The sequence below is a fragment of the Mesorhizobium sp. M8A.F.Ca.ET.202.01.1.1 genome (assembly GCF_004791595.1).
Taxonomy (GTDB): domain Bacteria; phylum Pseudomonadota; class Alphaproteobacteria; order Rhizobiales; family Rhizobiaceae; genus Mesorhizobium.
In genome coordinates this window covers 236,829-249,450 of the sequence record NZ_SRUN01000005.1, presented here as the reverse complement: position 1 = coordinate 249,450, position 12,622 = coordinate 236,829, and the positions used below count along the sequence as shown (strand labels likewise).

Sequence of the window (12,622 nt, the reverse complement as noted above, 5' to 3'; positions counted from 1 at the left end):
CGCCGATGACTGTTCCCAAATTGCGCATCGCCGGTCTCGACAAGAGCTTCGGCGCCGGCGAGCGGCGCACGGAAGTGCTGCGGGACATCAATCTTGACCTTGCCGACAACGAGTTCGTCTCCCTCGTCGGCACGTCGGGCTGCGGCAAGAGCACGTTGCTGTCGATCGTCGCCGGACTGCAGGATTTTGACGCCGGCGATCTCAGCATCGACGGCGCGCCGATTCTGCAACCGGGTCTCGACCGTGGTGTCGTCTTCCAGTCCTACACGCTGCTTCCCTGGCTGACGGCGCGGCAGAACATCGAGTTTGCCCTCAAGGCCGCCGGCTATGATCGCTCCGCCTGCCGCGAGATCGCGCTCGAGCATCTCGACCTCGTCAAGCTGTCGCAAAGCGCCGATCGCTTCCCGTCCGAACTGTCGGGCGGCATGAAGCAGCGCGTCGCCATCGCGCGCGCGCTCTCCTATCGCCCCAAAATGCTGCTGATGGACGAACCCTTCGGCGCGCTCGATGCCTTGACGCGGCACCAGATGCAGGAACTCCTGACCCAGATCTGGGAAGAGCACAGGCTCACCGTGCTATTCGTCACGCATGACGTCGAGGAGGCCGTCTATCTGTCGGACCGCATCGTCGTCATGGGGATCGGCCCGGGACGCATCATGCAGACCTTCAACGTCGACATCGAGCGCCCGCGCCGCGAAGAGGTGATGGAAACGCCCGCCTTCATGGATTTGCAACGCGGCGTGCACAAGGCGATCCGCGAGGCGTCAAGACGTCCCGAAATGGCGTAAACCTTCGTTGGTCTCACCGGCGGTCAGGAATTACGGGCCGTGGGGACTGCATATCTCGAGCGTCCATGCGATGGTTCCGCAAAAGTCGCCGGCATACCCACGGTAACTGCCGTAGCCATTGTAATAGCTGTCCATCCAGTTGCTGTTGTCGGTCGAATTCTCGCCGGTCCAACTGCTACCGACCCAACCATAATGGTGTCTGTGTCCGCGGTTCGCGGCGTGCGTGTTGCCATTATGGGCGGTGGTGACGCGGACATAGTGGTGCCTGACAACGGTGGCATCGGCGCCTGTGGCAAACGGGACAACGCTCGTCGCCAACGTCAACACGATGGAACAGAGGAATACACTTGGCTTTTTCATAAGCATGTCTCCTTTTCATTCGAGACATATGGAAAAGAACGCGCGCCTCGCTGCACATGTTCCTTCACGAAATCGGGCTTCACGGTCCCGGGACGGCGTGCAGTCAGCGGCCACATCAGGAGATCTCGCAAATAAGGTCTTCTCGGCAAGGATATGGAGCAATCCGTCCGGTTCGCGCCATGCCAGCACCGGCTCACGTCGCCTTGCCGGCCGCCGCATCCATTCCCATCTCTTCGTCGGAAATGTCGTCGAAGGAAGCGTAGTTCATGTTGTAGAGGCGGGCGTAGAGACCTTTCGTCTTCATGAGCTGCTCATGGTTGCCGCTTTCGACGATCTCGCCATTCTGCAGGACGATGATGCGGTCTGCGCCGCGGATGGTGGCCAGGCGATGCGCGATGACCAGCCCGGTGCGCCCTTCGAGCAGTTTGATCAGCGCCTTCTGGATCAGCATCTCGGTGTAGGAATCGATGCTGGCGGTGGCCTCGTCGAGCACAAGGATTTTGGCATCGGCCACCAGCGCGCGCGCAAAACTGATCAGCTGGCGCTGGCCGAGCGAGAGATTGCCGCCGCGCTGCTCGAGTTCGGTGTCGTAGCCGTCGGGCAGGTCTTCGATGAAGTCGTGCGCGCCGACGGCAACTGCTGCGCGCACCACTTCTTCGCGGCTGGCGCCGGTCTTGTGATAGCGGATGTTCTCCAGCACCGTGCCGGAGAACAGGAACGGCTCCTGCAGCACCATGGCCACCTGGTCGCCCAACGAATCCTGCGTCAGGTCGCGCACGTCATGGCCGCCGACCAGGACCTCGCCCGACCAGACATCGTAGAAGCGGTGCACCAGCGCCATCGAGCTCGACTTGCCCGATCCGGTCGGGCCGACAAGCGCGACCGTCTCGCCCGGATTGACGCGGAAGGAGATGTTCTTCAACACCGGCTGATTTTGACGGTAGCCGAAGGTGACGTTCCTGAACTCGACCGAACCATCCATGTCGCGCGACAGCGCGATGGCGCCGTCCTTGTCGCTGACGTCGACGGGCACGTCGAGCACTTCGGAGATGCGCTGGCCCGAAGCCATGGCCCGCTGCATGACGCTGTACTGCATGGTGAGCGAGCGGATCGGATCGAAGAAGCGCTGGATGTAGAACAGGAACGCCACCATCACGCCGATATCGAGGCTGTGCGACAGCACCATCGACCCGCCGACGACGATGACGGTCGCCATGGCGATGCCGGTCAGCGTGTCGACGATCGGCACCATCACCTGTGCATATTTCGCCGACCGCAGATGGGCGTTGAGATTGGCCAGAACCTTTTCGTCGTAAAGGTCGAAATTGACATGCTGGCGCTCCAGGCTCTGCACCGTACGCACGCCGTGGATGCCTTCGGCAAGCGCGCCGTTGGCGATCGAGTTGGTTTCGTGCGCGGCCATGAAGGCGACCTTGGCCCGCGGCAGCCAGAACAGGCGCACGATGAACAGAATCGGCATGGTCGACAGCGTCAGCAGGCCAAGCCGGAAATCGAGCCAGAGCAGGACGGTGACGATGCCGAAAAGAAGCACGATATCGCCTACCGACATGACGGACGTTTCGAGGAACTCCTGCATCGAATTGACATCGCCCTGCAGGCGCGACATCAGCCTGCCGACCTCGGTCTTGTCCATGAAGCTCAGCGAGACGCGCTGCAGGTGGCTGAACATGGCGCGGCGCAGGTCGGACAGCACGTTCTCCGCCACCTTGCCGACGACGCTTTCCTGCACATGGCTGGCGGCATAGTTGATGAGGATGATCACGGTGAAGGCGGCGATCGCGGAGATCATCACCGAGCGGTCGAGCCTGCCCGGCGCCATGCCGTGATCGATGGCGTAGCGGATGACCAGCGGGATCGCCAGCTGTGTCAGCGTGAACACCAGCACGGCCGCGACGGAGATGAAAATCCGGCCCTGATACGGTCTTACGAAGCTCCAGATGCGCCTGACGATGCGCGGATCGTAGGCCTTGCCGAAGACCTCTTCCTCATCGCGGTGCGAGCCGACGACCGCCTTGGTCGGGCGGCCGCTTGTGTCTTCCTTCTCGTCGTCGTCCTGCGTCGACATCAGGCGGCTCCCTCGAGCCGATCGTCGTCCGGCCGTAGCTGCAGGTCGTAAAGCGCGCGGTAGCGTCCGCCGAGCGCCAGCAATTCCTCATGCGTGCCGCGTTCCACGATCCGCCCGCCCTCGACGAACAGGATCTGGTCGGCATGCATCAGCGAACTCAGCCGATGCGAGATGATCAGCGTCACGCGATCCCGGGCGAAGCGCTTCATCGCCGCTCGTATACGCTGCTCGGTGCCGGCGTCGACGGCGGCCGTGGAATCGTCGAAGACCAGCACCGATGGCCGCAACATCAGGCTGCGCGCTATGGTCAGGCGCTGCCGCTGGCCGCCGGAAAGCGACGCGCCACGTTCGCCGACGACCGTGGTGTAGCCGGCTGGAAGGCCGATGATATAGTTGTGCAGCTGGGCATACTCGGCGGCCTGGCCGATGCGGGTCTCGCGCGCCCAGGGATTGCCATAGGCGATGTTGTTCTCGATCGAGGTGGTGAACAGGAACGCGTCCTGCTGGACGACGCCGACCGCCTTGCGCAGCGACTGCAGCGTGACCTTGCGGATGTCCTGTCCGTCTATGGTGATCGCGCCCGACGTCACGTCGTAGAAGCGCGGGATCAGATGCGCGATGGTCGACTTGCCGCTGCCCGGCGGGCCGACGATACCGACGGTCTCGCCCGGCCTGGCTTCGAACGAAACGCCCGAAAGCGTCGGACGCTCGCCCGCGCCCTCATAGCGGAAACCGACATTGTCGAAGCGCAGTACGCCGTCGGTGATGACGAGCTCCCTGGCGTCGGGCGCGTCCTTGATGTCGAGTTCGGCATCGAGCAGTTCGAACAGCCGCGTGCCACAGGTCGAGGCGCGCGCGAAGGAGTTGACCATCAGGCCGAGCTGGCGCACCGGCATCTGCAATATGGTCATGAAGGTGAGAAACTGGGCCAGTGCGCCGACGCTGATCTGCCCCGCGATCACCTTCTGGCCGCCGAACCAGAGAACCAGGCCCATGGCGGCCAGGAAGGAAAAGTTCATGGCGCTGGTGTTCGAGACGCGGATGTCGACGCGCTCATTGGCGAGTTCCAGCGCATCCTGCTTGGCGCGGTCGAATTTTGCCAGCTCATGCCGCTGCGCCGCGAAGGCGCGCACGACACGGATGCCGCCGAGATTCTCATCCATCACCCGGCTCAGCACGGACAGCCGCTCCTGCAGCGTCAGCCAGGTGCTGCGCAGTCGGAGTTGCGTCACCGAAGAGCGCCAGGCGACGAACGGCACGAAGCTGAGGCTCAACAACCCGAGCACGAGATCGGTGCTGATCAACAGATAGGCGCCGACGCCGATCAGCACGCCGAGCAGCACCACGCGCAGGATGCCGGTGGAAAAGAACATGCGCACGCCGTCGAGGTCGAGCAGTCCGAGTGTGATGAGATCGCCGGTATGGACCTTGTCGTGGAAGGAAAAGCTGAGCCGCTGGATCTTCTCGTAGAAGGCGAGCCGCAGCTCATAGCCGGTCTGATGGCCGACGGCCTCGCCATAGTAGTTCTGCGCCATGGTGAAGAGGCCGCGCAGGATGCTGACGGCCAGCAGTGTCAGGGCCGTATTCCAGAGCGCCTGCTCGGCCGCGGTGCCGGCCCCCGCGGCCATCACGCCTTGCGCCTGATCGATGGCGCGCCCAAGGAGGCGCGGAATGAAGAGCTGCAGCGTCGCAGCGATAAAGGTCGAGACGAGGGTGATGGCAACCTGCCAGGGATGGCGCAGCGTCATGCGCACGATGCGCAGCAAGGTGCTGAGGCCCTTGCCCCAGGAGGCTTCCGCCACATGGGCAAATGATTTGCCGCGCCTGGCCGCGCTGGTTGCATCCGTGTGCAAGGAAAATACCCAGACCGATCCGGACATTAGCCCGAACGAATGTAGCAGACTCAATCAGATAGCCGGATTTTACGCGCGTCCAGCTTGCCCGTACAAGGGGCCAATGGCACATCGCACTGTACCTGAAAGGGGTGCCGCGTGCCTTCTCGGCCATGGCCATCAGGGCCTGATCGGCGGCGCGGTCACCGGCAAGATCGTGTCGCAACTCGCTGCTGGTCTGCCGCCGGTGATCGATCTCACGCCGTTCCGGGCGGATAGGGTCGGAGTGTTCAGCGCCTGCTCTACCCGCGGGCCTTCCGTCCTGCATGAGGGGAACGACGTGACCGCGACCACAGACACACACGCCGTTGAGTCGATCGATCCGCAACGCGCCTACGCCGTCCTGGTCTGCGATCTGATCGGCCTGCGCTTCGACGCTGACGGAAAACCGGACCCTTCGGAGGTGCGGGCCCATATCGAAGCCAAGGGCGGCCGCTTTCATGCGGCCGCCCTTGGCGACAAGGCCGCTCTCGAACGCGGGCGCGTTCATTTCTTCTACCAGCCGGATCTCAGCACTCACGAAGAGCTGATCGAAGCCGCCAGCGACGGACGCTATGATGCCGTCATTGCCGCCGCGACCTTCCTGCCCGCCGAAACCGTCTTTCCGCTCGCGGGCGTGCGCATCGGCGCCGGCACCGGCAATATGGGCTCGCGCTCCTGGGGTGGCGGCAGTGGCGAGGGCGGCACCGCGGTGCTGATGAACACGCCGGGCATCAACAGCCGGGCCACGGCGCAGATGGTGATGAAGGCGATCCTGAAAGTGCTGCCGGATCTCCCGGTCGACACGCTTCATAGCCGTGTGGCGCGTGGTGCTTTCGACACCGGCAGGGACCTGCGCGATTTCCCCACCGAAAAGCTCGAAGGCAAGACCATCGCGATCATCGGCTACGGCAATATCGGCCGCGAGGTGGCCAAGCTTGCCCGCGCCTTCGGCATGCGCGTGGTGATCCACGCGCGGCCACGGCACCGCGACTGGATAGAAGCCGAGGGCTTTGCCTTTGCCGCGGACCTTGTCGAGGCGGCCGGAGGCGCCGATGTGCTCAGCGTTCACGTTGGCCTGGGCAAGCAGGATGCGCAGACCGGGCGCTACGCCAATGCCGGGCTCATTGGCGCGGACGTCTTGTCCCGCATGAACAAGGGCGCGGTGCTGGTCAACTACGATCGCGGTGAACTTGTCGACATCGAGGCTCTTGATGGAGCTCTGAATACAGGCCGGCTACGCCACGCCGCCATCGATGCCGATCTGTTCAGGGATGCCTCGACTGGCCGCCTGTCCGGGCCGATGCTGCCTTATCTCGGCCTCGTCGAGAAGCATGGCGCCAGGCTTGAGCTCCTGCCGCACGCTGCCGCCGATACGGACCATCCGTCGCGCGTCGCAGGCGCCAAGCAGGCTGTCGACCAGATATTCGATGTCATCTGCCGCAAATCGGTAACGAATGCGAAAGGCACAGTGCCGCAAGGCTACCTTTCCCTTGGCGCCACCACGCCTCCAGGCATTGGACCTGTGACGGCGGACCACCTTTTGAAACTGACCTCCAGCGACTGCGCCGAATTGGCGGATCTCTGCGATCGGCAAGGCCGTCTGTGGAAGGCTCTCTCCGATACCCCGTCTGCAGAGCGAGGCGCGATTGTCGTCGAACAGGGCGACGAGCTTGTCCGGTTGATCGACCGCTTCTGCCTTCTGGCCGAGAACCTCAATCTGAGGGGACCTTTTCAGAAATAGTCCGGAGTTCTCAGTCCCGGGGACCGGCCACCATACGGGCGACCCGCGTCATGTCGGCGCTCATCTCACGATCGTCGTCGAGCGGGCTGACGAGCGCACGCACCGCAGCAAAGGTGCGCTGGGGTCCTTCGCCCATGCTGTCGACGACGCCGCGCAACTCCACGCCCGTCGCCGCGAAGATCAGTTCCATCGCAACGAGATAGCGCAGGCGGTCGACGATCTCGGCGGTCTTGGCCACCACGCGCGGCGCCATCGACGACTGGTCCTCGATGCCGTCCGACACGGCCAGCGGGCTGAGCGACATCGGATTGGCGAGATGCCGGATTTCGGCTTCCAGCGCGGCGAGCGGCTTCTGCAGTTCCGCATAGCCCTGGCGGCTGCCGCCCCTGGCCGACAGGAAGCGCGGCAGCTCGGCAATTGTCGGCGACATCAGCTTCATGCAGCGGTTGGCGGTGCCCACCGCGCAATGCGCGAGCGCCTGGCCGAGCTGTTCCCAGGCCAGCGTCATGGCAGTGAGGTCGAAATTGCCGTTCGAGACGACGCGTTCGTCTTCGGGCAGGATCACCGGGTTGTCGCCGGAATGGGTGAGTTCGATCTCCGTCGCGAGCTTCGCCTGTTCGAACGCGTTGAGCAGGCCGCCCCAGACTTGCGGCACACAGCGATAGCTAAGCGGATCCTGAAGCCGCCGCGCCGCTCTGTCCTTCCACAGGCCGCTTCCCGCGAGTTCCGCGCGCAGCCGTGCGCCGATCTCGCGCTGGCCGAAAGCCGGCCGCGCGGCCAGGGCATCCTCGTCGATCGCGGTCAGCGAAGAACGGAACGCCTCATAGTTGAGCGCCACCGCGGCCAGCGCCCAATCGATGAGATGCGCGACATCCTCGAGACACAGGCACGCGGTGCCCGTCGACAGGCTGTTGGCGACGATGATGGCGTGGCCGTCCTTCTCGCGCAGGTCAAGCGGTTCGAGCCCGGCCAGCGCCAGCGCCTCGCCCGACGGCATGATCCTGCCTTGGAACTCCGTCTCGCCGTCGCCGCGCAGCGCTCGCGCCATGTGGCCAAGATGGGCAAGGTCCGCCGCGCCGATCGATCCCCAGGTGGGGATCACCGGATGGACGCCGGCGTTGAGCGCCGCCACAAGGCCCATCACCACGCGTTCGGAAGTGCCGGTGCCGCCGGCGGCCATGCCCGAAATGCGCGCGGTCATCAGCGCCCGCACCGCCTCGGTCGGAAGGGCAGGGCCGATGCCCATGCTGTGGCTGAGCGGCACGCTGTGCTGGAAGGCGATGAGATCGGCCTGCGCGAGCGGCGTGTCGACACAGGCGCCGAGGCCTGTCGTGACGCCGTACATCGGCTTGCCGAGCCCGGTGAGGTGCTCGATCAGCGCGCGGCTCGCCCGGATGCGCCGCATCGCCTCCTCGCCCAGCATCAGCCGCGCATTGCGCCGCGAGATCTCGGCGACGTCAGCCGCGCCAAGCGGCTTGGCGTCGAGCAGTATCATTCGGGCTGTCATGTCTCGCCTGTATCCCGTGACCAGAGGCCCGGACCAGCGGCGCGGCGGGCGTCACCATTTGTGGCGGCATGCCGGCTGGACTGCAAGCCATTCCCATTATGGCAGCGATGAGAAGGCAGGCGAAGGGACCAGGATTTTGCGATTACGCCGATCGCTCTGCGACAGCGTCCGGCACCACCACCAGCTTGCCGACAAAATCCTTTGCGACGAAATCGGCCTGCGCGTGGTGGAAATCGGAGAGCTTGTAGACGCCACCGACCAACGGTCTGATCCTGCCCCCCTCGATGTAGCGAACGATGCGACGGAAATCGGCACGCGTGCCCTGGCTCGAACCATGCAGTTGCAGCTGCTTGAGATACATGGTCCTGAGGTCGAGCTGGACGACCGGGCCTGCAATCGCGCCGGCCGTGGTATAGCGGCCCTCGGGTCGCAGGATGCGCAGCAGGTCGTTGAAGATCGCGCCGCCGACGAGATCGGCGACCACGTCGATCGGCTGGCCGCCGGTCGCTTCGGTCACGGCTTGCGGCAGGTCCGCGACGCCACGGGTGATGACCGCCTCGGCGCCGATGTCGAGTACGGCCTGTTCCTTGCCCTTGCCGGCGACCGCATAGGGAATGGCGCCACGCGCCCGCGCCAGTTGCACGATGCCGGAACCGACGCCGCCCGAGGCGCCGGTGACCAGCACGCGCTCGCCAGCCTTCAAGCCGGCGCGTTCCAGCATCTGTTCGCCGGTGAGATAAGCGCAGCAGAAGGTGGCGAGTTCGACGTCGCTCATCTCCGTGTCGACGACATGCGCGTTGTCGGCTGGCACGGCCTGATACTCGGCATAACCGCCATCGCGGCCGTGGCCCATATAGTCGATGTCGGCGAGTGAATCGTCGTCGCGGTTGTAGATGGAGAAATCGACCATCACCCGTTCGCCGATACGGTCCGGTGATACACCTTCGCCGACGGCGGCGATGGTGCCGACAGTGTCGGTGCCCTGGATGCGCGGGAAGGTCAGCGTATTGCCCTGCCTTCGCCAGGTCGACACCGCGCCCGCATCCTCCTCGGTACCATAGGCGCCCTGGCGCACCCAGACATCGGTGTTGTTCATCCCGCAAGCGCTGACCCTTATGAGCACTTCACCTGAAGCGGGGGCAGGCACTTTGACATCGGTGCGGTAGACGAGTTTTTCAGGTCCGCCATGCCCGGTGAGCAGCACGGCGGCCATGGTGGCGGGGAGGGTTTTGGTCATGGCATTCATGGGTCGGTCTCAGAGATTGGCGAATACGCTGTTCACGGCATCGGCGGTCTTGGCCACCACGATGTCGGCCTCCTCGCGGGTCAGGCACAGCGGCGGCGCGAAGCCAAGTATGTCGCCCTGCGGCATGGCGCGGCCGATGACGCCGCTGGCGGCAAGGGCCGTGGCGACCTGCGGTCCGATCTTGAGCGAAGGATCGAAGAAGACACGGTCGTCGCGATCCCTGACGAATTCCACCGCCGCCAGCATACCGTCGCCGCGCACCTCGCCGACGTGTTTGTGGCCGCCGACGGCCTTGGCCAGTTCGGCACGGAAATAAGCGCCGGTCTCGCCGGCATTCCGCACCAGGTCCATCTCATCGATTAGCTCGAGATTGGCGACGCCGGCTGCGACGCAGATCGGATGCGCCGAATAGGTCCAGCCATGGCCAAGCGAGCCGAGCTTGTCGGAACCCTGCACCAGAACCTGCCACATCTTGTCGGCGACGATGACGCCCGATAGCGGCGCGTAGGCCGAGGTCAGGCCCTTGGCGATGGTGATCAGGTCGGGCTTGATGCCGTAATGGTCGGAGCCGAACATGGTGCCCAACCGGCCGAAGCCCGTCACCACTTCGTCGGCGACCAGCAGCACGTCGTACTTTTTCAGCACCGCCTGGATTTTCTCCCAATAGCCGGCAGGCGGCGGCACGATGCCGCCAGTGCCGAGGATTGGCTCGCCGATGAAGGCGGCGACGGTTTCAGGCCCTTCGGCGAGGATCATCTCCTCCAGCTTGTCGGCGCAATGCTGCGAGAACTGTTCCTCGCTCATCGAGCGGTCGGCGCGGCGGAAATAATAGGGCGCCTCGGTGTGCAGGATCGGCGCGCGGGGCAGGTCGAAGGCATTGTGGAAGAGGTCCAGCCCCGTCAGCGATCCCGTCATCACGCCCGAGCCGTGATAGCCGCGCCAGCGCGAGATGATCTTCTTCTTCTCCGGCCGGCCCAGCACATTGTTGTAGTACCAGATCAGCTTGATGTTGGTTTCGTTGGCATCCGAACCGGACAGGCCGAAATAGACCCTCGACATGCCCTTCGGCGCGCGGTCGATGATCATCTTCGCCAATGTGATCGAGGCCTCGGTGCCGTGCCCGACATAGGCGTGGTAATAGGCGAGGTTCTTTGCCTGCGTGGCGATGGCGTCAGCGATCTTCTGGCGGCCATAGCCGACATTGACGCAATAGAGGCCGGCGAAGGCATCGATGCTCTTCCTGCCGTTGTTGTCCCAGACGGTGACGCCTTCGCCGCCGGCCATGATCCTTGTCGGCGATTCACCGCGAGCGTGCGTGCCCATGTGGGTCGAGGGATGGAAGAAATGGTCGCGATCCCAGGCGGCGAGTTCGTTGGACTGATCGAGCATTCTTTTACTCCTTGAAAATTCCAGGGTGGCCTAAGCCACGTCGAGGCATAGATATTTGAGATCAGTGAAGGCCTCCAAGCCGTGGCGCGAGCCTTCGCGGCCGATGCCGGACTGCTTGACGCCGCCGAAGGGGATCGGCGCGCCGGTGATCTTCACACGGTTGATGGCGACCATGCCGTAGTCGAGCGCGCGACCCATGCGCTGCTGACGCGCGCCATTCTCGGTCACGACATAGGCGACGAGGCCATATTCGGTCGCATTGGCGCGGGCGATCACCTCGTCCTCGTCGTCGAAGGATGTGACGGCGGCGACCGGACCAAAGGTCTCCTCGCGCATGATCAGCGCTTCGTCGGCGACGTCGGCGAGCAGTGTCGGCTGGTAGAACAGCGGCCCGGCCTGATGCCGCTTGCAGCCGGCAAGGCAGCGCGCGCCAAGAGCCATGGCGTCAGCGACCTGCTCTTCGACCTTCTTGACAGCACGCTCATGCATTAGCGGCCCGATGTCGATGTCATCGCCGAGGCCATTGCCGGTCCGCAGCGCGTCTATGCGCTTGGCAAATGCGGCGCAGAAGCGGTCGTAGAGCGGACGCTGGACATAGATGCGGTTGGCGGCCAGGCAATCCTGGCCTGATGTGGCGAATTTGGCGTCGACGGCAATGGTCACCGCTTTGTCGATATCGGCATCGGCAAAGACGATCAGCGGCGCGTGGCCGCCGAGTTCCATGACCAGCCGCTTCATCGTCGGCGCACTTTGCGCGGCGATCAGCCGGCCGATCTCGGTCGAGCCCGTAAAACTCATGGCCCGCACGCGCGGATCTTCGCACATGCGTCCAACGATCGTCGCGGCCTTGCCTGTGACGATGTTGAAGACGCCGGCCGGCAACCCGGCGCGCTCGCCGAGTTCGGCCAGCGCCAGCGCCGAAAGTGGCGTCTCCGAGGAGGGATGCGCGACGATGGTGCAGCCGGCGGCAAGCGCCGCCGCCGCCTTGCGGGTCAACATGGCCGACGGAAAATTCCACGGCGTGACCACGCCGACGACACCGAGCGGTTCGCGCCGCACCATCATTTCCGCGTTCGGCAGATGGCTGGTGACGCTCTCGGCGTTGAGGCGCTTCGCTTCCTCGGCATACCATTCGATGAAGGAGGCGGCGTAGTCGATTTCGCCGAGCGACTCTTTGACCGGCTTGCCCTGCTCAAGCGTCATCAGCAGAGCCAGATCAGCCTTGGCGGCGATGATCAGCTCGAACCATTTTCGCAGGATTTTCGAGCGCTCCTGCGGCAACAGCGTCCGCCAGGCCGGAAAGGCGCGCGCCGCGGCGTCAATGGCCTTTGTCGTCTGACGGCTGTCGAGTGCTGCGACGAAGGCGACGGTGGTGCCGGTCGCCGGATCGGTGACCTCGAAACTCTCGGCCGCATCGCTCGCCGTCCAATGGCCGTCGACGTAAGCGAGTTCGCGCAGCAGCCGGCGGTCGGCGAGCCGGTCGAGCGCTTCGTGGCGATGCGAGCGGGCGAAATGCGCGGACATGGTCGAAGCCTCCCGGTCGGTTTGATGCGAGGAGACTATCCTTCACCGGCAGACAGAGAGGCTGTTTGGGCGCCTGATCAGAGAGAGAATCTCTCTATTGCGCCGTG

9 protein-coding genes are annotated in these 12,622 nt (G+C 64.4%); 2 read left to right on the top strand and 7 right to left on the bottom strand.

The features are described 5' to 3' along the window. Positions 1-5 precede the first annotated feature (5 nt). A complete protein-coding gene (locus tag EN845_RS14180) occupies positions 6-788 on the top strand; it encodes an ABC transporter ATP-binding protein (RefSeq protein WP_127276163.1) in 783 nt (260 codons plus the stop codon). Positions 789-818: 30 nt separating this feature from the next. On the opposite strand, the gene EN845_RS14175 is transcribed toward EN845_RS14180, so the two are convergent. The 3 genes from EN845_RS14175 to EN845_RS14165 all read right to left on the bottom strand — a co-directional run bounded on the left by EN845_RS14175 (position 819) and on the right by EN845_RS14165 (position 5,087). Further along, complete coding sequence (locus EN845_RS14175) at positions 819-1,148, bottom strand: hypothetical protein (RefSeq protein WP_127870494.1); 330 nt, start codon at positions 1,146-1,148, stop codon at positions 819-821. 193 nt (positions 1,149-1,341) lie between these two features. Next, positions 1,342-3,234: an ABC transporter ATP-binding protein gene (locus tag EN845_RS14170; RefSeq protein ID WP_127870495.1), complete on the bottom strand. Its 1,893-nt coding sequence runs from the start codon at positions 3,232-3,234 to the stop codon at positions 1,342-1,344. Further along, positions 3,234-5,087 (bottom strand): ABC transporter ATP-binding protein, encoded by a 1,854-nt coding sequence (locus EN845_RS14165; RefSeq protein WP_127870496.1) that lies wholly within the window; start codon positions 5,085-5,087, stop codon positions 3,234-3,236. Before EN845_RS14165 ends, EN845_RS14170 begins: the two co-directional genes overlap by 1 nt. A gap of 103 nt (positions 5,088-5,190) precedes the next feature. On the opposite strand from EN845_RS14165, the gene EN845_RS14160 reads away from it, so the two are divergent. Next, positions 5,191-6,849, top strand: a complete 1,659-nt coding sequence (locus EN845_RS14160; RefSeq protein WP_245511739.1) for a 2-hydroxyacid dehydrogenase — start codon at positions 5,191-5,193, stop codon at positions 6,847-6,849. Between the two features lie 10 nt (positions 6,850-6,859). Here EN845_RS14160 and hutH read toward each other — a convergent pair whose 3' ends face one another. The 4 genes from hutH to EN845_RS14140 form a co-directional block, all read right to left on the bottom strand. Then, positions 6,860-8,356 carry a histidine ammonia-lyase gene (gene hutH, locus EN845_RS14155; RefSeq protein ID WP_127870497.1) on the bottom strand — a complete coding sequence of 499 codons (1,497 nt, stop codon included), beginning with the start codon at positions 8,354-8,356 and terminating at the stop codon, positions 6,860-6,862. Positions 8,357-8,498: 142 nt separating this feature from the next. Next, entirely contained in the window at positions 8,499-9,602 is a 1,104-nt protein-coding gene (locus EN845_RS14150; protein ID WP_127870498.1) for an alcohol dehydrogenase family protein, read from the bottom strand. A 9-nt stretch (positions 9,603-9,611) separates the two neighbouring features. Then, entirely contained in the window at positions 9,612-10,991 is a 1,380-nt protein-coding gene (locus tag EN845_RS14145; protein ID WP_127870499.1) for an aspartate aminotransferase family protein, read from the bottom strand. 30 nt (positions 10,992-11,021) lie between these two features. Next, positions 11,022-12,515 (bottom strand): NAD-dependent succinate-semialdehyde dehydrogenase, encoded by a 1,494-nt coding sequence (locus EN845_RS14140; RefSeq protein WP_127870500.1) that lies wholly within the window; start codon positions 12,513-12,515, stop codon positions 11,022-11,024. Between the last annotated feature and the right edge of the window lie 107 nt (positions 12,516-12,622).